Origin of the sequence: Pseudomonas citronellolis (assembly GCF_029335315.1) — a bacterium.
GTDB classification, from domain to species: domain Bacteria; phylum Pseudomonadota; class Gammaproteobacteria; order Pseudomonadales; family Pseudomonadaceae; genus Pseudomonas; species Pseudomonas citronellolis_A.
This window is the reverse complement of sequence record NZ_JARJLT010000053.1, coordinates 34,078-53,208: the sequence shown is the minus strand read 5'-3', so window position 1 is coordinate 53,208 and position 19,131 is coordinate 34,078. Positions and strand designations below refer to the sequence as shown.

Annotated in this window: 15 protein-coding genes and 3 pseudogenes; 11 read left to right on the top strand and 7 right to left on the bottom strand. The window is 61.2% G+C overall.

The window, feature by feature from the left end:
- Positions 1-176 precede the first annotated feature (176 nt).
- On the top strand, positions 177-2,150 hold the full coding sequence (locus P3W75_RS04710; RefSeq protein ID WP_276226204.1) for a BCCT family transporter: 1,974 nt from the start codon (positions 177-179) through the stop codon (positions 2,148-2,150).
- Positions 2,151-2,169: 19 nt separating this feature from the next.
- On the opposite strand, the gene P3W75_RS04705 is transcribed toward P3W75_RS04710, so the two are convergent.
- Genes P3W75_RS04705 through P3W75_RS04695 form a run of 3 tightly spaced genes read right to left on the bottom strand, consistent with a single transcriptional unit; the run spans position 2,170 to position 5,603 of the window.
- On the bottom strand, positions 2,170-2,577 hold the full coding sequence (locus P3W75_RS04705) for a DUF1850 domain-containing protein (RefSeq protein ID WP_249919086.1): 408 nt from the start codon (positions 2,575-2,577) through the stop codon (positions 2,170-2,172).
- The gene (locus tag P3W75_RS04700; protein WP_276226203.1) at positions 2,574-4,601 is read right to left on the bottom strand and encodes a TRAP transporter permease; all 2,028 of its coding nucleotides are present in this window, start codon (positions 4,599-4,601) and stop codon (positions 2,574-2,576) included. The genes P3W75_RS04705 and P3W75_RS04700 overlap by 4 nt, the downstream gene beginning before the upstream one ends.
- A gap of 48 nt (positions 4,602-4,649) precedes the next feature.
- Positions 4,650-5,603: a TAXI family TRAP transporter solute-binding subunit gene (locus tag P3W75_RS04695; protein WP_276226202.1), complete on the bottom strand. Its 954-nt coding sequence runs from the start codon at positions 5,601-5,603 to the stop codon at positions 4,650-4,652.
- Positions 5,604-6,009: 406 nt separating this feature from the next.
- On the opposite strand from P3W75_RS04695, the gene P3W75_RS04690 reads away from it, so the two are divergent.
- Positions 6,010-6,381 carry a histone-like nucleoid-structuring protein, MvaT/MvaU family gene (locus P3W75_RS04690; RefSeq protein WP_034076325.1) on the top strand — a complete coding sequence of 124 codons (372 nt, stop codon included), beginning with the start codon at positions 6,010-6,012 and terminating at the stop codon, positions 6,379-6,381.
- 81 nt (positions 6,382-6,462) lie between these two features.
- Here the strand turns inward: P3W75_RS04690 and P3W75_RS04685 are convergent.
- Positions 6,463-6,620, bottom strand: a pseudogene (locus P3W75_RS04685) (IS5/IS1182 family transposase); the annotation flags it as partial.
- Between the two features lie 84 nt (positions 6,621-6,704).
- Positions 6,705-6,998, bottom strand: a pseudogene (locus P3W75_RS04680) (transposase); the annotation flags it as partial.
- 146 nt (positions 6,999-7,144) lie between these two features.
- Between P3W75_RS04680 and phaR the strand changes: the two are divergent.
- On the top strand, positions 7,145-7,669 hold the full coding sequence (phaR, locus tag P3W75_RS04675; RefSeq protein WP_034076220.1) for a polyhydroxyalkanoate synthesis repressor PhaR: 525 nt from the start codon (positions 7,145-7,147) through the stop codon (positions 7,667-7,669).
- A gap of 39 nt (positions 7,670-7,708) precedes the next feature.
- On the opposite strand, the gene P3W75_RS04670 is transcribed toward phaR, so the two are convergent.
- Positions 7,709-8,275 carry a phasin family protein gene (locus P3W75_RS04670; RefSeq protein ID WP_049271024.1) on the bottom strand — a complete coding sequence of 189 codons (567 nt, stop codon included), beginning with the start codon at positions 8,273-8,275 and terminating at the stop codon, positions 7,709-7,711.
- A 250-nt stretch (positions 8,276-8,525) separates the two neighbouring features.
- Between P3W75_RS04670 and P3W75_RS04665 the strand changes: the two genes are divergently transcribed.
- The 6 genes and pseudogenes from P3W75_RS04665 to P3W75_RS04640 all read left to right on the top strand — a co-directional run bounded on the left by P3W75_RS04665 (position 8,526) and on the right by P3W75_RS04640 (position 15,773).
- Complete coding sequence (locus P3W75_RS04665) at positions 8,526-11,072, top strand: DUF3141 domain-containing protein (RefSeq protein ID WP_276226201.1); 2,547 nt, start codon at positions 8,526-8,528, stop codon at positions 11,070-11,072.
- A complete protein-coding gene (locus P3W75_RS04660) occupies positions 11,069-12,001 on the top strand; it encodes a phosphate acetyltransferase (RefSeq protein ID WP_276226200.1) in 933 nt (310 codons plus the stop codon). The genes P3W75_RS04665 and P3W75_RS04660 overlap by 4 nt, the downstream gene beginning before the upstream one ends.
- The gene (locus tag P3W75_RS04655) at positions 11,998-13,206 is read left to right on the top strand and encodes an acetate/propionate family kinase (protein ID WP_276226199.1); all 1,209 of its coding nucleotides are present in this window, start codon (positions 11,998-12,000) and stop codon (positions 13,204-13,206) included. The genes P3W75_RS04660 and P3W75_RS04655 overlap by 4 nt, the downstream gene beginning before the upstream one ends.
- Positions 13,203-13,982 (top strand): enoyl-ACP reductase FabI, encoded by a 780-nt coding sequence (gene fabI, locus P3W75_RS04650; RefSeq protein WP_034076227.1) that lies wholly within the window; start codon positions 13,203-13,205, stop codon positions 13,980-13,982. Before P3W75_RS04655 ends, fabI begins: the two co-directional genes overlap by 4 nt.
- Before the next feature lie 190 nt (positions 13,983-14,172).
- Positions 14,173-14,445 (top strand): DUF2845 domain-containing protein, encoded by a 273-nt coding sequence (locus P3W75_RS04645; protein WP_346429849.1) that lies wholly within the window; start codon positions 14,173-14,175, stop codon positions 14,443-14,445.
- 170 nt (positions 14,446-14,615) lie between these two features.
- Positions 14,616-15,773, top strand: a pseudogene (locus P3W75_RS04640) (IS256 family transposase).
- A gap of 33 nt (positions 15,774-15,806) precedes the next feature.
- On the opposite strand, the gene P3W75_RS04635 reads toward P3W75_RS04640, so the two are convergent.
- The gene (locus P3W75_RS04635) at positions 15,807-16,871 is read right to left on the bottom strand and encodes an AraC family transcriptional regulator (protein ID WP_276226198.1); all 1,065 of its coding nucleotides are present in this window, start codon (positions 16,869-16,871) and stop codon (positions 15,807-15,809) included.
- A 211-nt stretch (positions 16,872-17,082) separates the two neighbouring features.
- On the opposite strand from P3W75_RS04635, the gene phbB reads away from it, so the two are divergent.
- Positions 17,083-17,838 (top strand): acetoacetyl-CoA reductase, encoded by a 756-nt coding sequence (gene phbB, locus P3W75_RS04630; RefSeq protein ID WP_276226197.1) that lies wholly within the window; start codon positions 17,083-17,085, stop codon positions 17,836-17,838.
- A gap of 45 nt (positions 17,839-17,883) precedes the next feature.
- Positions 17,884-19,062 (top strand): acetyl-CoA C-acetyltransferase, encoded by a 1,179-nt coding sequence (locus P3W75_RS04625; protein ID WP_276226196.1) that lies wholly within the window; start codon positions 17,884-17,886, stop codon positions 19,060-19,062.
- The last annotated feature ends 69 nt before the right edge of the window (positions 19,063-19,131 follow it).

The following is a 19,131-nucleotide window of genomic DNA, read 5'->3' as shown; positions in this document are numbered from 1 at the left end:
GCGCCTCACGTTCGCACCGTTGCGTAAGCGTCATCACGCTGGCTGGAGTATCAGGAATCGCTCGGCGAAAAAAGCGCCCATTTCCCATTTGCGGTAGGGGTAGCAGGCCATGCTTGTTACCCTTGATAGGTTTTCCGCTGTGCTTCGGCACACAGATTCAAAGGAGAAAACCCGCAATGAATGCCCCATCCAAGCCAAGGAGTACCCTGAATCCACCGGTGTTCTACAGCAGTGCAGTGCTTATCCTGGTACTGGTGCTCTATGCCTCCGTTTTCCAGGAGCAGGCACAAGCGTTGTTCAACGACGTGCAGCAATGGATCATCACCAATGCCAGTTGGTTCTACATCCTCGCGGTGGCGCTGATCCTGATCAGCGTCGTGTTCCTGGCGGTCAGTCGCTATGGCGATATCAAGCTCGGCCCCGACCACAGCGAGCCGGAGTACCGCAGCAGCAGTTGGTTCGCCATGCTGTTTTCCGCCGGCATGGGCATCGGCCTGATGTTCTTCGGTGTCGCCGAGCCGGTCATGCATTTCACCACGCCGCCGGTGGGTGAGCCGGGCACGGTAGCCGCCGCGCGCGAAGCGATGAAGATCACCTTCTTCCACTGGGGCCTGCACGCCTGGGCGATCTATGCGATGGTCGGGCTGATCCTGGCCTACTTCAGCTTCCGCAAGGGCTTGCCGCTCACGCTGCGCTCGGCGCTCTATCCGCTGATCGGCGAGCGCATCCATGGGCCCATCGGCCATGCCGTGGACATTTTCGCCATCCTCGGCACCGTGTTCGGTGTCGCCACTTCGCTGGGCTATGGCGTGCTGCAGATCAACAGCGGTTTCCACCATCTGTTCGGTTTGCCGGTGAACCCCACCGTGCAGATCGTCCTGATCGCCATTACCTGCGGCCTGGCCACGCTTTCGGTGGCCAGCGGCCTGGATAAGGGCATCCGCATTCTTTCGGAGCTCAACCTGGGGCTGGCGGCGGTGCTGCTGCTCTTCGTGCTGTTGCTGGGCCCCACGGTCTTCCTGCTGCAGACCTACGTACAGAATACCGGCGCCTACCTGTCCGACATCGTCTACAAGACGTTCAATCTCTACGCCTACCAGCCCACGGACTGGATCGGTGGTTGGACCCTGCTGTACTGGGGCTGGTGGTTGTCCTGGTCGCCTTTCGTGGGTCTGTTCATCGCGCGCATCTCGCGTGGCCGGACGATTCGCGAGTTCGTCTGTGGCGTGCTGTTCGTACCGGCCGGTTTCACCCTGCTGTGGATGACGGTTTTCGGTGACTCTGCGATCCACATGATCCTCACCGATGGCGTGCAAGACCTGGCGGCGATAGTCGACCAGGACAGCTCGCTGGCGCTGTTCGCCTTCCTCGAGCATTTCCCGCTGTCGAGCGTGGTGTCCATGGTCGCGGTACTGATGGTGGTGGTGTTCTTCGTCACCTCCGCCGATTCCGGTGCTCTGGTGGTGGATATGCTGGCCTCGTCCGGGCATGACCACTCGCCGCTATGGCAGCGCATCTTCTGGTCGGTGAGCATTGGCGTGGTGGCGATCGCGCTACTGCTGGCCAACGGGTTGAAGGCACTGCAGACCGCGACCATCGCCAGTGCGCTGCCGTTCTCCATCATCCTCCTGGCTTCGATCTGGGGATTGTTCCGTGCGTTGCACCTGGACGCCACCCGCCGCGGCCTGCGCAACCAGGCACTGCCGTCGCCGCGCCAGGCGCCCTATGCCCATGGCGGCTGGCAGCGGCGCCTGCGCAACATCGCCATGTTGCCGCGGCGTGCCCACGTGACGCGCTTCATCGCCGAGGTGGCGAGGCCGGCGTGCGAGGAGGTCGCCGCCGAATTGCGCAAGCAGGGCTACGAGGTAACGGTGAGCGAGCGCGAAGACGGCCGCGTGAGCCTGGAGCTGGACCATGTCGGCGAAGGCCGCTTCCTCTACGAAGTGCGACCGCGCGCGTTCACCACGCCCAGTTTCGTCATGCGTGACACCGAGGAGAGCAGCGATGCGCGCAAGTACTTCCGTGCCGAGGTGCATCTGCGCGAGGGTGGCCAGGACTACGACATCATGGGCTGGAGCCGCGATGACGTGATCAGCGACATTCTCGATCAGTATGAAAGGCACCTGCACTACCTGCACGTCGTCGGCTGAGCGAGCGCGATTCGCTGCGCTAGAGGGGCCGGGACGTTTCGGTGGTCGTCTCGCAGGCCCAGAAATCCACGGCCGGGGTCGCCGTCGTCGGTGGCCCCAGCCAGTGCGACAGCGTCTGGCAGCCGTGTTCGGTGCACAACTGGTAGTCGCCGGCCTCGGGCGTGCGCCCGGCGTGCAGCGGTTGCAGCGGTGGAAGGTGGCGCCGGTAGTGCCAGGCGCCGTCGCGCAGGACCGCACCGTCCGGAATCTCCATGCCGGCGCCGTTGCCGCGTACGCGTGCCTCGCCCAGCACCAGGCCGGCGGGCGTCACCTGGTAGTCCTCTTCCCAGCGAATCTTCTCGATGCTGTGCTGCCAGGCCAGGGTGAAGTGCTGCAGCGGCAGGCTGGCCCAGACCACCCCGGCCAGCCCCAGGCACAGGCCGGTCATGCCGGCTGCCCGGCCGCGCCGCGATGGCGCCACAGGTGCCAGCCGAGCACCGCCGCGCCCAGGGCGAAGCCGGCTTCGTCGCTGATCGGCAGGGCGAGGATCAGCAACAGGCCGGCGGCGAACGCCAGGCCGCGTTCCCACCAGGGCATGGGGGCACTGAGGTGGCCGATGGAGGCCATGCCCCAGAGCACTACCGCGAAGATTGCCTTGACCAGCATGTAGAGCGTGGCCGCCCAGCTGTCACCCTGCATCATCAGCGCCGGGTCGTAGACCGCCATGAAGGGCACGACGAAGCCGGCCAGGGCGATGCGCACCGCCCAGAAGCTGATCTTCAGCCCCCTCTCCTGAGCAATGGGGGCGGCGGCGAAGCAGGCCAGGGCCACCGGCGGGGTGAGGTCGGCGAGGATGCCAAAATAGAACACGAACATGTGCGAGACGATCAGCGGCACGCCCAGCTCCAGCAGGGCCGGCGCCGCGATGGAGCTGGTGATGATGTAGTTGGGGATGGTCGGGATGCCCATGCCCAGCACCAGGCAGGTGAGCATGGTCAGCACTAGCGAGAGGAACAGGTTGTCGCGGCCCAGATCGAGGATGTAGCCGGCGAAGGTGGTGGCCACCCCGGTCAACGAGATGACGCCGATGATCACCCCGACCAGGGTGCAGGCGATGCCCACCGGCACCGCATGGCGGGCACCTTCGGCCAGGGCCATGACGCAGGCCCGCAGGGTGGCGCGGCCGCCGCGGATGAAGACGCAGGCCAGTGCCAGGGCTGCGATGACCAGGAAGACGATGCCGATACCCAGGCGGAAGAACCCCGAGCAGAGCACCCCTAGCGCCACCCAGAAGGCGATGCGCAGCCAGGTGTTGCCGGCGCGCAGGATGATCGCCGAGCCGAGGATGACAATGGCGGTCAGGGCCAGGCCGACCATGCCCGAGTACAGCGGGGTACGCCCGGAGAACAGCAGGGCGATCAGCACCAGCAGCGGGATCAGCAGGAACCAGCGCTGGCGCAGCGCGCCCCAGGCGCTTGGGCATTGCTCCGGCGGCAGGCCGTGCAAATGGCTGCGCCGGGCCTCCAGGTGGACCATCCAGTACACCGAGCCGAAATACAGCAGGGCCGGGATCAGCGCCGCCTTGGCCACCTCGGCGTAGGGCACGTTGATGGTCTCGGCCATGATGAAGGCCACCGCCCCCATCACCGGGGGCATGATCTGGCTGCCCATGCTGGAGGTGGCTTCGACGCCACCAGCGAAGGCCGGCGAGTAACCGAAGCGTTTCATCAGCGGAATGGTGAACTGTCCGGTGGTGACCACGTTGGCCACCCCGGAGCCGGTGATGGTGCCCATCAGCGCCGAGGAGAACACCGAGACCTTGGCCGGTCCGCCGCTGCGGTGGCCGAACAGTCCCATGGCGAAGTCGGTGAACAGGCGGATCATCCCGGCCTGTTCGAGGAAGGCGCCGAACAGGATGAACAGGTAGATATAGGTGGCCGAGACGTAGGTGGGCGTGCCGTACAGGCCCTCGGTGCCGAAGGACAGCTGGTTGACGATCTGGTCGAAACCGTAGCCGCGGTGCGCCAGCTCCCCCGGCAGGTACTGGCCGAGCAGGCCGTAGACGAGGAACAGGGCGCAGATGATCGGCAGGGCGATACCCATGACGCGCCGGGCGGCCTCGAACACCAGCACGATCATCACCAGGCCGATAAGCATGTCGCCGTGGGTCAGCTCGCCGGAGCGCTGGATCAGGTCGGCCTCGAAGAACCACTGGTAGGCCGCCGTGGCCATGCCCGCCAGGCCCAGCAGCCAGGCTAGCGGCTGCCAGGGACGGCCTTGGCCGCGCGCCGGGTAGCTCAGGTAGACCACCAGCAGCAGGAAGCCCACGTGCACCGCGCGCAGGACCTGGGTGGAGATCAGCGGAAAGGCCGCGGTGGCGATCTGGAAGATCGAAAAGGCCAGGGCGACGGCGAACAGGCTGGCGGGCCAGCGCTCGGTGTCGGCATGCAGGCCGTGGGCGGTATCGCTCATTCGGGGTCTCCTGCGGTGGCCGGCCCCGGCGTGGGGCCGGCCCATGGCTCAGGGAAGCAGACCTTTTTCCTTGTAGAAGCGCTCGGCGCCGGGGTGCAGCGGAATCGGCAGGTTCTTCGCCGCCTTGTCCAGGCTGATGTCCTTGGCCGCCGCATGGGCGGTGACCAGGCGCGGCAGGTTATCGAACAACTGCTTGGTCATCTGGTAGGCCAACTCGTCACTCACCCCTTCATGGGTTACCAGGATATTGACGATGGCGGCGGTGGGCACGTCGGCGTCCTGGCCGTCGTAGGTCTTGGCCGGGATGGTCGCCGGCAGGTAGGCGTTGTTGCCGATCTTCGCCACCACCTCGGCGGGGATCGCCACGAAGCTGACCGGCATGGTCGAGGCGAGGTCGCGGATCGATGCCTGGCCCAGACCCGAGGACTGCAGGGTGGCGTCGAGCTGGCGGTTCTTGATCAGCTCCACCGACTCGGCGAAGGGTAGGTATTCCACCTTGCCCATGTCCTGGTAGCTCAGGCCGGCGGCCTTGAAGATCGCACGGGCGTTCAGCTCGGTGCCGGACTTGGGCGCGCCGACGGAGATGCGCTTGCCCTTGAGGTCGGCCAGGGAGGTGATCCCCGACTCCTTGCTGGCGACGATCTGGATGTAGTTGGGGTAGGTGCCGGCGATGGCCCGCAGCTTCTTCAGCGGCGTCTTGAAGCCGGCGTCGGCCTCGCCTTTCCAGGCGTCGGCCACCGAGTCGCCAAGAGCGAAGGCCAGTTCGCCGCGGCCGGCCTGCAGCAGGTTGAGGTTTTCCACCGAGGCCTTGGTGGCCTGCACCGAGGTCTTGCTGCCCTCGATGCCGTGGCTGTAGATCTGCGACAGGCCGACGCCCACGGGGTAGTACACCCCGCTGGTGCCGCCGGTGAGGATGTTGATGAAGGTGGGGGCGGCCTGGGCGGTGGCGCAGACGGCGAGGAAGGCGGCGCCGGCCAGCGCCAGGCGGGTGCGTCGGATCATGGCTCGGTCTCCAGGTTCTTGTTCTTGTGCCTGAATGACTAACCCTAGAACGTCTGCGCCCGGCCTGCCCAGGTTTTTAGCTGAAAGTCTAAGTGCGCACGACGGCTTTTAGCTCAGGGTTTATTTGGTGCCAGCTTATCGAGAACCTGCCGCGCCAGAGCGTGGTACATCGAGACCGGGGCTATCACATCCTGAGAAGGTCGCGAAGTCACGCATTACAGGCTAGTTCGGGTACGCACAGATGGTGCGACTGAGGCCGCAGATTCCCTCATGGCCACCACCAAGACGTTGCGCTTTGGTCGTATCCCTCGCGGTTACTAATCCCAAACCACAGGTCCGCTAGTTGGGATGACCTGCAGAGTCGGATATGCTCTCTGGGTCATTCATTTTTATTGAGATTATTTTTATGTCGAAGCTTGCTGAGTTCCGTGCCGCAGAAAAGGCCCTCGCCGACCAACTGGCTTATCTCGAATCTCTGAAGAACGATAACTCCCTCAAAAAGGAAATCGAGTTTGAGGAAAAGCTGAAAACGCTGATGGGCGAATATGGCAAGTCCCTTCGTGACATCGTCGCGATCCTCGATCCATCGGCAGTTGGCGCTGTGAGTGTCCGCGGAGGCCGTGCATCGCAATCCAAGCGCCGTGAGCGTGTGGTGAAGGTCTACAAGAATCCGCACACTGGCGAAGTGGTAGAAACCAAGGGTGGAAATCACAAGGTGCTGAAGGCTTGGAAAGCTGAGCACGGTAACGATGTGGTCGAGTCTTGGCTGCAGTCCTAGGTATTGTACGAAAAATGCTACCGTAAGCATTGAGTCGTAGCGTCCGCTCGATGATGTTCTGCTGTCGGTACTTTAGGCGGCCAAACAGCCGCCCCGGCTTACCAGGAATGCGCACCTGTTCCAGTAGTGGCTGAGCCTGTGCGATATCGCTGGTTTGTCTGGGAGAAAGTATGAAGCGCAGAAGAAACGCTATTGGCATCGCAGATCAGGTGAGTCTTGGCGGTCGGGTCGCCTTGGCTCGTTCCCCTGTTGATCCGTGACTGGAAGGCGGCGTTGACGCGCTTTACGATCAGCTACGAAGACCGGCAGCAGTAACCCCAGCCCCATCAACCTTTCCTCATTCAATCGGAGGTACCAGCGCTCGAGTATTTGGTCAAGCGTATCGTCGTCGCGCCAGTCACGGAAGCGCTGATCACCGTCGACCACGGGCGAAATGTTCCGGCAAGGTCATGCCAAGCGGCCCCAGAGCACAGGACCCAGAAGATGCCATTGAGCACCAAGCGATCATCACTGTGCGGCCGCCCCATCCTCTGCTCGAGGGAAACCAGATCCTTGAGTAACTCCCATGCTGCATTGGGGAATTCGTGGCGCCTAGCCGTACGGGACTCCAGTCGCATCAACTTTTCTTGCGGAGCCTAGAGCTGCGATAGGAGTCCTGCGGGGTGGTATATCCAGTTGCTGGCTTCGGTGGGGATATTTATGAGAAAAGCACTAAAATAGTGCTGGTAACTAGCACAGCCCATTTCATGAAGAGACGCCTTGCATGCCCGAAGACGACCGTATTGCTCCACGTCTGATCAAGAAATATACCAATCGACGCCTATACGACACCCACACCAGTACCCATGTCACCCTGGGCGACATCCGTCGACTGGTCATCGATGAAGTGCCGTTCCGGGTAGTAGACGCGAAGAGTGGCGAGGACCTGACTCGAAGTATCTTGCTGCAGGTGATTCAGGAGGCGGAAAGCGATGGCGAGCCGATCTTCTCTAGCGACATGCTCAAGGGCATCATCCGTTTCTACGGCCCGTTCCAGGGTATGCTCGGCAACTATCTGGAGAAGAGCATTCAGACCGTGATCGACATCCAAACCCAGACAGGGGTGCAGTCCTCTCAGGCTTGGAGTGACTTTATGCACAAACAGGTGCCAGTCATGCAGGATCTGATGAGTCAGTATGTCGAGCAGTCGAAGAAGCTCTATCTGGGGACTCAGAACCTGTTCGGCTTGTTCGGTGGCATCCCACCCAGCAATTCTAGGCAGAAGAAAAAAGACGGTAATGACCAATGAAGGCCATCACCGCCCTTGGTGCAGTTGCCTTGCCTTGCCTTACTTGCGCCCGCCCGCAGTCTTGCTGGCTTCACGGGTGGCCTGACCTGCCGCGGAAGCGGCGGCTGCGATGCCGTTCTCGGCGATCTCGGCTGCCTGTTTGGCGGCTTTCTGTGCGCTTTCATAGACACTGCCAGCACTTTCCAATGCTGACTTGAGGACGGCTACCGCCGGCTCTGCGCCCGCTGGGGCGTTCTTGGCGATGACATCCACCAATTCCTGCACATGCTTGGCACCGGCCTCGACTTGGCGTTCGGCGAGCTTGGCAATATCCGTCTGAGTACTAGAGACCAGGTCATACACCTCTCGATTGAACTCCAGCAGGCGCTCAGCCTGAGCAACTGGCTGAGTGAAGGACGTCTGCAACTCGGCGAAGGCCTGCGGGTCACGCACCGACAGCAGCTTGCGCAGGCTGTCGAACTGCTCGCTACTGGAAGCGCGTAGCGCCTTGAATTGCAACTGACTGAGCTGCTCGACGCTCTCGAATACTTTGCCGCTGATCTGTTGCAACAGGTCAAGGTTGGCTTTCTGTGCGCTTTGCAGTTTTTCCGAATCGAAAAAAGACATAGTCGGGTCTCCTGGCAATGGGGAAGGCCGCTTGCGGCCTAGCACGCGAAAACCATCCATGATGGAGCCGCTGCGCTAGCAAAATTGTTGCATTGCACAAGAAAAGCTCGCAAGCGTTTTTTTGCGATGCAAAAAAACTTTGCCCAAGCTGGAGTGATTCGCTATAAAACTGAGCCTGAAAGCCATGTCTTCTCTATCCAGAGAGAGTCTAACGAGGGCCTTGCCCGCGTCCCTGATATAGGAAACGCTCATGAGCCAGGAAAGTTTTTTTGCAAAGCGAGAAGAGAGTTTTTCCTCATTCCATAATCTGTTCGAACACCTCGGACGCCTACAGCAGCTGCACGGGAAGCTCCTGCTCGATGCCTTTGGCCAACGCCATGAGACGCTGCTCGCGCCCCTGAGAGAAGGTCGCCTGCGTGTCCCCAGCGCAGGCGATTGCTGGGAATACCTGGTCGACTTCGGACAGCGAGGCCTGCTGTTCTGGGATGCACTGCGCCAACGTGGCGACAATACCCTGGCCCACGAGCGCGCCGGCTATCCCCTGCTGCTCAAGTTTCCCTATGAGGTGCTGATCGACGGCCATGACCTGCCCCACCCGGTCAACTACTCCCTGCTACACATCCTTCCAGGGGATGAACATCCGAGCGATGCCACGCGCCAGCCGGTCATCGTCATCGACCCGCGCGGCGGTCACGGTGCCGGTATCGGCGGCTTCAAGCAGGACTCTGAAATCGGCGAAAGCCTGCGCGCCGGGCACCCGACCTATTTCATTGCTTTCAGCCATGCACCCGCACCCGGCCAGACCCTGATTGACATCGCCGATGCTGAGGCCCGCTACATCGAAACAGTCAGCGCGCGCCATCCGGAGTCCGGCAAGCCTGTGGTGATTGGTAACTGCCAGGCCGGCTGGGCGTTGATGGGACTGGCCGCGGCACGTCCGGAACTGCCAGGGCTGGTGATCATCAACGGTGCGCCGCTGTCCTACTGGGCTGGAGTCAACGGGCACAACCCGATGCGCTATGCCGGCGGTCTGCTCGGCGGCGCCTGGATGACCCGCTTGGGCAGCGACTTGGGCAATGGCCGTTTCGACGGCACCTGGCTTGTTAGCAACTTCGAGAACCTGAACCCGGCCAATACCTACTGGAGCAAGTACTACAAGCTGTTCAGCAACGTCGATACCGAAACCCCGCGCTTCCTCGATTTCGAGCGCTGGTGGGGCAGCCCAACCCTGCTCAACAGCGAGGAGATCGAGGTGATCGTCGACGACCTGTTCATCGGCAACCGCCTGGCTGGTGGTTCCGGGCGCAGGACCACCAGCATCGACCTGAAACGCATTGAGGCGCCCGTGGTGGTGTTCTGCTCATACGGCGACAACATAACCCCGCCGCAGCAGGCACTGAACTGGATAGCCGACGTCTATCCCAGCGACCTGGCACTGCGCAACGCTGGGCGCACTATCGTCTACCTGCAGCACGCCAGCATCGGCCACCTGGGCATCTTCGTCTCCGGCAAGGTCGCCCGTCGTGAACACCGGCAACTGCTCGGCGCCATCGATGCCATCACCCTGCTGTCGCCAGGACTGTACGAGCTGGTGATCGACGACCTGCCGGCATCCGCCAGTGACGACCAGGCGTATCAGGTACATTTCGAATCCCGGTGCATAGCCGACATTCTCGACCACGATGAGGATGGCCTTAGCGACGAACGTGAATTCGCCCTGGTCGATCGCGTCTCCGGATTCAACAGTACTCTCTACGACTGGTTCGTGCGTCCCTGGATGCACAGGGCGATCAACGAACCACTCGCCGAATGCTTGCGCAAGAGCCATCCGTTCCACCAGCAGCAAGTCGTCTGGAGCAGTCTCAATCCAACCCTCTGGTGGCTGGCGGGCCATGCAGCCCTGACGCGCGCCAATCGCCGCCCGGCATCACCCGACAATCCCCTGTTCGGCTGGCAAGAGGCATTCTCCAGCTCGGTCGAGGCTCTGCTCGATGGCTATCGTGACGTCCGCGACGCGGTCCGGGAGATGCTCTTCCATAGTTTCTACGGTGGGCTTAGCACCCTGACTGGCGGCCAGACACCACGCTCGCCGCAGAGCTACGTAGAGCAGCGCGATAAGGCTCTGGTCGAGCATCTGCACAACTCGCTTCTCAAGGGTGGGGAGCAGGAAGCGCTCATTCGTATTCTCTGCCTGCTCGCGCATGCAAGCGGCAGCTTTGGCAAGGAACGTATCGAACAGCTCGCCCAGCAGGCCCGCGCGCTCTCGCAACAACTCGGCATCGACCCGCTTTCCGTGCGTGACAGCGTCCGCCTGCAGGATTTACTGGTCTTCGCCCTCCCCGAAGAGAGTTTGAAGATGTTGCCATTGTTGCTTCCCGAGGCTAGGCAGCGTGAGGCAGTGCTGGCAGCCGCCGTGCACCTCGTGCCCGAACTACTCTACGCCGAGGGCGCAGTGGGCGAACTCTGGCGCCGTTTGCACGACCTGCTTGAACACCCCCTGCCGGCCTTCGCACGGCCACCCGTTCCGCTCATCGCTGTGGACAGCGCGCCAGAACAAGCCCCGTCAGGGCAGCTCCTCCCCGAGGCGGATGCCCATGCACCCAAGGCCGGCGCACAGCCAAGGAAGAAAAACTCTGCCCAGCCTACTGAGGCGCAGATCGATACCAGCCCACCCCCAGTGGCGGCCGAGAGCAAGGACCCCGTGGCCGCGGTGAAAAAAACGGGACGCGCCAAGGCGACCCGCTCCGTGCCCGCCCATGTCCCCGCGAGCAAGGACAAAGGAGGCAGCGCCGAATGAGCCAGGATCACTACCAGCAGTTGTTGAACCGCTGCGCCGAAATTGGCCCGCTACCCACCATCGTTGTGCATCCTTGCGAGGAGAACGCGCTGCGCGGGGCGCTGGAGGCCACCCAGGCCGGACTGATCGCCCCGATTCTGGTAGGCCCGCGTCACAAGATCGCGGCAACCGCCAGCAAGGCCGGCCTGGATATCGATGGGTTGACCGTGGAGGACGTGCCACACAGCCACGCCGCAGCCGAGCGTGGCGTCGCCCTGATCCGCGAGGGCCGTGGCGAGCTGCTGATGAAAGGCAGCTTGCACAGCGATGAACTGCTGCATGCTGTGGCCGACCGCGAAAGAGGTTTGCGCACGGAACGGCGCCTCAGTCATGTGTTCGCCATGAGCGTGCCCAGCTATCACAAAGCGCTGTTCGTCACCGACGCGGCGGTCAATATCTTTCCCGGCCTGGAGGACAAGGCCGATATCTGCCGCAATGCGATCCAGATGCTGCACGTCCTTGGCATCGACCGGCCTAAGGTAGCGCTGCTGTCGGCGGTGGAAACCGTCACGGCCAAGCTGCCTTCGACCCTGGAAGCCGCCGCACTGGTGATCATGTCCCGGCGCGGGCAGATCGACGGCGCGCTGCTCGACGGGCCACTGGCTTTCGATAACGCGATCAACGCCGACGCTGCGCGAGTCAAGGGCATTCATTCAGACGTCGCCGGCGATCCGGACATCCTGCTGGTGCCGGACATGGAAGCGGGCAACATCCTCGCCAAGCAACTGATCTATCTGGCCGGCGCCGAGGCGGCCGGCATCGTCCTCGGCGCCCGCGTGCCGATCATTTTCACCAGCCGCGCCGACAGCCCCCGGGCTCGCATCGCCAGTTGCGGGCTGGCCGTGCTGCTCGCCGAAGCGCGGCGCACCCGCCTGGGGGTGCCCGCATGAGCCCCGTTCAAGACGAACTGATCGTCACCGTCAATGCTGGCTCGTCGAGCATCAAAACCGGCCTGTTCGCCGGCCGCCAAGGAGAGGAGCAGCCACGTTTGCTGGCGCGCGGCAAGCTGGACGGCATTGGCGTGGCACCGCGCCTCCAGATCGTCATGCCCGATGGAACGGTGGTGCAGGACGTAGTCTTTGCGCCGGAGCATGTTGCCGACATGAAGGCGGCTTTCCAGCAGGTCTATCGCGCACTGAAGGAAGGCCTGCAGAGTCGCCCACCGGCGCTGATCGGCCACCGAGTGGTGCATGGTGGGATGGAATTCAGCGACCCGGTACGCGTGGATCTTGCAACTCTGGCGCGCCTGAGGACGCTGGAACCCCTGGCGCCGCTACATCAACCGCACAATCTGGCAGCTATCCAAGCAGCGCTCGAGCACAATGCGCATCTACCTCAGGTCGCCTGTTTCGATACCGCGTTCCATGCCGGGCGCAGTGAAATGAGCCTGCTCTTCGGCTTGCCTTACGCGCTGTACGAACAGGGTGTTCGCCGCTACGGCTTCCATGGCTTGTCCTTTGAATATGTCAGCCAGCGCCTGATCGACAGAGCACCAGAACTCGCTGCCGGCAAGCTGGTCATCGCCCATCTGGGCAATGGTTCCAGCCTGTGCGCCATCGAGGCCGGCCGCAGCGTCGAGGTGACCACGGGCTTCAGCGCCCTAGACGGCCTACCCATGGGCAGCCGCTGTGGCGCCCTGGATCCCGGCGTACTGCTGTACCTGCTGGATCAGGGCATGCAGGTTCGTGATCTGGAGAAGCTGTTGTATCGGCAGTCGGGCTTGCTCGGCATCTCCGGGGTTAGCAGCGACATGCGCAATCTGCGCGCCAGCGACGACCCGCGCGCAGCCCTTGCCATCGACTACTACGCCTACCGCATCGCCCAGGAAATCGGTCGGCTTGCCACGTGCCTGGGTGGGCTGGACGCGCTGGTATTCACTGCCGGTATCGGCGAAAAGGATGCCGCGCTGCGTGCCCAGGTACTGCAGCATCTCGCGCCACTCTTTGGGCTGCGCCTCGATGAGGCGGCAAACCAATGCAACGCCGAGCGCATATCCAGCGCCGCCAGCACACGGGCCGTGTGGGTCATCCCCACCGACGAAGAGAGCATCATCGCCCGTCATGCCTGGCGTCTGTATCAGGATCAACACTTATGAGCATCAAGGAAAGCCTGTCTCTGGCCGGTAAGCGCGGCCTGGTGGTCGGCATCGCCAACCCGCATTCGATCGCCTGGGGCTGTGCTCAGGCGTTGCATGAAATGGGCGCAGAGCTGGCCGTCACCTGGCTGAACGACAAGGCCAGGGCACATGTCGAACCCCTGGCGCAACAGGTGCAGGCCAGTGTGCGCATGCCCCTGGACGTAACCCGGGCCGGCGAGCTGGACGCTCTGTTCGAGCGCCTCGCAGTGCAATGGGGATCGCTGGACTTCGTCGTTCACTGCCTGGCCAGCGCGCCCAAGGAGGAAATCCGCGGGCGCCTACTGGACAGTTCCAGTACCGGCTTCCTGCAGGCCATTGATATTTCCTGTCACTCCTTCATACGCATGGCGCGCCTGGCCGAGCCGCTGATGCCCCGGGGCGGCAGTCTGGTGACCATGAGTTACCTGGGCGCCCAGGAGACGATCGAGGGTTATGCCCTGATGGGGCCGGTCAAGGCCGCTCTGGAGTGCAGCGTGCGCTATCTGGCTACCGAGTTGGGGGCGCGTAATATCCGGGTGAATGCCATTTCTCCTGGTCCTATGCTGACTCGAGCGGCCTCCGGACTAAGAGACTTTGATCATTTGCTACAAGCCTCGACCTATCGTGCTCCCCTGCGTCGCTTGGTCAATTTGGAGGATATCGGTGGCTTCTGCGTTTGGCTGGTCAGTGACGCCAGTCAGGGCCAAACTGGCGGCGTGCACTTCGTGGATGGTGGATTGAATATACTTGGTTGATTGGCGCATCGTGCAAAGCCAGCAAGCGCGGGATGCGCCTTTATTAAGGATAAGCTAACTCAGTGTGGCGGTACCTTGATTTAGCTCTTGTTGTTCTTTCTTTGGGTCTGTTAATAGCGTTGTGGTGATCTGTAAGTTTGAGGGTGTTAATGTGAGGGTTAAAGAGTTTTTATTTGTCTCGGCACTTGCCATGTTCGCGCTTTTGGGGCGATCTGCCCTAGCGGCCACAATGCGCTGTGGTAGTAATTTGGTAAGTGAAGGGGATCTGATTGTTGATGTGATCAGGAAATGTGGGAAGCCCGGGCAGCGACAAGTTTTAGGGCCATCTTTTGACTCGAATGGATTTATTGTGAAAGGGGGGGCGGCAATTGAGATGTGGGTGTACGGCCCTAGTAATGGCGCGTACCAGTATCTTCGGTTTGTCAATGGTAGATTGGTTGAGATTCGCACTCGTATAGATTGAATACCATAAGAGTATAGGTGCTCAAGGCTCGTCTTCGGCTGCAGCGCTCACGATAGATGTTATCGTCGCACGAATTGGGGTTTAGTGTTTTCTTTTGCGGTAGTTTGAGGGTGTCCGAATTTTTGTGTCTCCGGTTCGGAGCGACACTTTCGCTCCGAACCGGAGACACCATGAGCAAGACGCAACACCCCATCACTGACGAGCTGCTGGATCAGCTCCTGGCCAAGTACCAGAAACCTGAAGACCTGATTGGTGCCGACGGCATCCTCAAGCAACTGACCAAGAAGCTGGTTGAGCGCGCACTGGATACGGAGCTAACCACCTGGGCCACGACAAGCATCAGCCGGTCAGCAACCCCGCTGGTAACACGCGCAACGGTTTCAGCAAGAAGAAACTCAAGGGCGAGTTCGGCGAGTTGCCCATCGAAGTGCCGCGCGACCTGTATGGCACCTTCGATCCGCAGATCGTCGAGAAGCACCAGACCCGCTGGACGGGCTTCGACGACAAGATCCTCTCGCTCTATGCCCGCGGCATGACAGTGCGCGAGATCCAAGCGCACTTGCAGGAAATGTACGGCGCCGAGATGTCGCCCAGCCTGATCTCCTCGGTGACCGATGCTGTGGCTGATGAGGTGAAGGCTTGGCAGTCGCTCCCGCTCGATACGGTCTACCCCATCGTCTATCTCGACTGCATCCACACCAAGGTGCGCGAGGGCGCCGTGCGAGTGAAGGCAGTGTATCTGGCGCTGGGTATCAACCTGGCCGGCGAGAAAGAAATCCTTGGCCTGTGGATCGCCCAGAACGAGGGTGCGAAGTTCTGGTTGCAGGTGGTGACTGAGCTGCGTAACCGTGGCGTGCAGGACATCTTCGTCGCCTGCGTGGATGGCCTGAAGGGCTTCCCGAGGCCATCGAGGCGGTGTTCCCGCAGATCAGCGTGCAGCTGTGCATCGTGCGCATGGTCAGGCATAGCCTGAACTACGTGTCGTGGAAGCGGCGGGCTGAGGTGGCCGCTGACCTGAAGCGGATTTACCAGTCCAGCACGGCTGACGAAGCCGAGCTACGCCTCGGTGAATTCGAGGCCAAGTGGGATGACGACTACCTGCCGATTGGTCAGTCCTGGCGGCGCAACTGGGCCAGGATCACGCCGTTCTTCGACTTCCCGCCGGAGATCCGCAAGGTCATCTACACCACCAACGCCATCGTGTCGGTGAACATGAGCCTGCGAAAAATTACCAAAAACCGTGGCTTATTCCCCTGTTGATCCGTGACTGGAAGGCGGCGTTGACGCGCTTTACGATCAGCTACGAAGACAGACTGCCACAGCAGTAACCCCAACCCGGTTACACAAAATTCTGCACACCCTCACTGATCATCAGTCTGATAAGTAGTGGTTGGTGCATTTTCATTAGGCATATTTTGCTCGCCTTCGTCCTGCCGGTAACGTCCAGGGGGGCGTCCGAACCAACGCAGGCAGGCTTTATGGAAGCTACTCTGATCATGGAATCCGAGTTTTTCGACTACCCGATCCAGAGTGCATGAGCTGCGACGTAGATAATAATCGGCCAATTGCCGGCGAACGTCGCTGAGGATATCCTTGAACTGTATTCCTTCCTTCTCCAAGGATCGCTGTAGAGTTCGCTTACTCATGTAGAGAGCCTGAGCGATAGACTCCATGTCACATCCATCTTGGCCTAGACGTTCAACGACTAATCCGCGCACGCGTCCAGCCAGAGAAGTGCCAACTAACTGCCCCAAGCGAAATTCAGCGAATCGATTATGCAGCAGAGCCAGTGCCTCGTTCGCGGTACTTAATGGACGCAGCAACTCTTGCTGATCGAACAAGACACTGTTGTGCTGGGCGCCGAAGCGCAGTGAACAACCGAACAGTCGTTGGTATTCGGATATATTCTGCGGCTTGCTATGGACGAAGTCGAGTTGCAGCGGTCGTGGTGGCCTGCTGCCGGTAAGCCAGCGGCAGAACTCCAGTAGTGCAGTGGCACCGGCATCCTCAAACGCTCTTCCCCTGGATATGCCCTCTTCAAGATGTTCTAGATATATCAAGCGTAGACGCCCCTCTTGCTCCGGAGATAATAGTAGGGTGACGCCATTGCCAAGCAGGGGGAAAAATCGCACTAGGTGCTCCAAAGCCTGCTTCAGATTTGGGCTGGACATCATTACGTAGCCTACCAGTTGAAAGCTGCCAGGATGGAAATGTGCACCAGCCTTGAGGCCTAGGTTCGGGTTTCCTGAGGCGCACTCGGCAAGCTCCATCAAGCGATACGCGCTTGCACGTGAAAAGAATGCTTCCGTTTGCGTCAGCAAGCTCATATCGATTCCGGCCTTGTGGCACAGGCTCACCTCATCCAGTCCCTCTGCTTGCAGCATATCTACCAGCATCCTGACATAACTAGAACTGATCCTGTACATGCGCCCCTCTGCGTCGTTTCTCTGTGGAGATGAAGTGTGGAAATTAGACGTCTGCAAGGTGATTATTAATGACTTAGATCAAAACTTGGTTGAGTTATTGTCGAGACGCGCCAGTTATGGCGCGCAGGGACAATTCCCCGTCATCGGGGAACATTGCCTATGCTTGCGATGCGCAGGACACTTACTTCTCAGTTTTAAGGAGGAGTGATTGTTGAATACTTCGAACAATCCGGCGCGTATAGCACTGGTCACTGGTGGTATGGGGGGGATTGGTACGGCGATTAGTCGGCGTTTGTATCTGGACGGCTTCATCGTGGTTGTGGGATGTAGCCCTTGCTCCCGACGTAAGGCCTCCTGGATCTCCGAGCAATTTGATGCAGGCTTTCACTTCCACTGTATCGATTGCGATATCACTGACTGGGACAGTACCCGCCAAGCCTTTGAAATGGTGCGAGAGACTGTTGGTTCGATTGATGTGTTGGTCAACAATGCTGGCATCACCCGAGACGGCACCTTCCGCAAGATGTCTCTGGAGAGTTGGAGGGCGGTAATCGATACCAACCTTACCGGCTTGTTCAACACCACCAAGCAGGTCATCGAAGGCATGCTGGCCAAAAGCTGGGGGCGCGTAATCAACATCTCCTCGATCAATGGTCAACGAGGGCAGTTCGGGCAGGCTAACTACTCTGCGGCTAAGGCGGGCATTCATGGCTTCAGTATGGCCTTGGCTCGCGAGGTGAGTGGTAAGGGCGTGACTGTTAACACGGTTTCTCCTGGTTACATCAAGACGGACATGACCGCGGCGATTCGCCCGGACATCCTTGAGGGCATGATCACCGGCATCCCTGTCGGCCGTCTCGGCCAGCCCGAGGAGATTGCATCGATCGTGGCCTGGCTGGCCTCCGATCAGTCTGCCTATGCCACAGGCGCCGACTTCTCGGTGAATGGCGGCATGAACATGCAGTGATGCGCCATTCGCACCCTCGCTCAGCTGTGACATGAGGCGTTCCAGATGATCGAAGTCGTTATCGTTGCCGCCACTCGCACCGCCATCGGTGCTTTTCAGGGGAGTCTGGCCGGCACTCCCGCCGTTGAATTGGGCGCCACGGTGATCCGCCACCTGCTCGAGCAGACTGCTCTGGATAGCGGTCAGGTGGATGAAGTGATTCTCGGCCACGTACTCACTGCCGGTGTTGGGCAGAATGCCGCTCGCCAAGCAGCGGTCATCGCCGGCTTGCCGCACGCCGTGCCGGCGATGACCCTGAACAAGGTCTGTGGCTCGGGCCTGAAGGCCCTGCACCTGGGCGTCCAGGCAATCCGCTGTGGCGATGCCGAGGTGGTGATTGCCGGCGGTATGGAGAACATGAGCCTGTCGTCCTACGTCCTACCCAAGGCTCGCACTGGCTTGCATATGGGGCACGCGCAACTAGTCGACAGCATGATCGTCGACGGCCTGTGGGACGCTTTCAACAACTACCACATGGGTATTACCGCCGAGAACTTGGTAGATAAGTACGGCATCAGTCGCGAAGCCCAGGACGAATTCGCAGCCGCCTCGCAGCAGAAGGCCGCGGCTGCCATTGAGGCCGGGCGCTTCCGCGACGAGATTGTCCCGGTGAGTATTCCGCAGCGCAAGGGCGAGGTGCTGAGCTTCGACACCGACGAGCAACCACGCGCCGGCATCACTGTAGAGTCGCTGGGGAAGCTGAAACCGGCCTTCAAGAAGGACGGCAGCGTCACCGCCGGAAATGCTTCCAGTCTCAACGACGGCGCCGCCGCGGTACTGCTGATGAGTGCTGCGAAGGCCGCAGCGCTCGGTCTGCCAGTGCTGGCGAAGATCGCGGCCTACGCCAATGCCGGCGTCGACCCGGCGATCATGGGTATCGGTCCTGTGTCGGCCGCTCGCAGTTGCCTGAAGAAGGCGGGCTGGAGTCTGGCCGAGCTGGATCTGATCGAGGCTAATGAAGCCTTCGCCGCCCAGGCCCTGGCTGTGGGGCGGGAGCTAGGCTGGGATGCTGACAGGGTCAACGTCAACGGCGGCGCTATCGCCCTCGGCCACCCCATTGGCGCCTCCGGCTGTCGCGTACTGGTAACCTTGCTGCACGAAATGCTCAGGCGCGACGCGAAAAAAGGCCTCGCTACCCTGTGTATCGGCGGCGGTCAGGGCGTGGCGCTGGCCATCGAGCGCTGAATGACACTTTCGCGACTCTGCCGGACGTGCCCCCCCCTGCACCCGCACCGCCAGGCTGGCCGTGCGGTT

Coding starts and splice junctions, on each gene's coding strand:
- P3W75_RS04710 (WP_276226204.1), top strand. CDS start 177: ATGAATGCCCCATCCAAGCCAAGGAGTACCCTGAATCCACCGGTGTTC.
- phaR (WP_034076220.1), top strand. CDS start 7,145: ATGCCCGAAGACGACCGTATTGCTCCACGTCTGATCAAGAAATATACC.
- P3W75_RS04670 (WP_049271024.1), bottom strand. CDS start 8,275: ATGTCTTTTTTCGATTCGGAAAAACTGCAAAGCGCACAGAAAGCCAAC.
- P3W75_RS04655 (WP_276226199.1), top strand. CDS start 11,998: ATGAGCCCCGTTCAAGACGAACTGATCGTCACCGTCAATGCTGGCTCG.
- P3W75_RS04705 (WP_249919086.1), bottom strand. CDS start 2,577: ATGACCGGCCTGTGCCTGGGGCTGGCCGGGGTGGTCTGGGCCAGCCTG.
- P3W75_RS04700 (WP_276226203.1), bottom strand. CDS start 4,601: ATGAGCGATACCGCCCACGGCCTGCATGCCGACACCGAGCGCTGGCCC.
- P3W75_RS04645 (WP_346429849.1), top strand. CDS start 14,173: ATGTTCGCGCTTTTGGGGCGATCTGCCCTAGCGGCCACAATGCGCTGT.
- P3W75_RS04665 (WP_276226201.1), top strand. CDS start 8,526: ATGAGCCAGGAAAGTTTTTTTGCAAAGCGAGAAGAGAGTTTTTCCTCA.
- P3W75_RS04625 (WP_276226196.1), top strand. CDS start 17,884: ATGATCGAAGTCGTTATCGTTGCCGCCACTCGCACCGCCATCGGTGCT.
- fabI (WP_034076227.1), top strand. CDS start 13,203: ATGAGCATCAAGGAAAGCCTGTCTCTGGCCGGTAAGCGCGGCCTGGTG.
- P3W75_RS04635 (WP_276226198.1), bottom strand. CDS start 16,871: ATGTACAGGATCAGTTCTAGTTATGTCAGGATGCTGGTAGATATGCTG.
- P3W75_RS04660 (WP_276226200.1), top strand. CDS start 11,069: ATGAGCCAGGATCACTACCAGCAGTTGTTGAACCGCTGCGCCGAAATT.
- P3W75_RS04695 (WP_276226202.1), bottom strand. CDS start 5,603: ATGATCCGACGCACCCGCCTGGCGCTGGCCGGCGCCGCCTTCCTCGCC.
- P3W75_RS04690 (WP_034076325.1), top strand. CDS start 6,010: ATGTCGAAGCTTGCTGAGTTCCGTGCCGCAGAAAAGGCCCTCGCCGAC.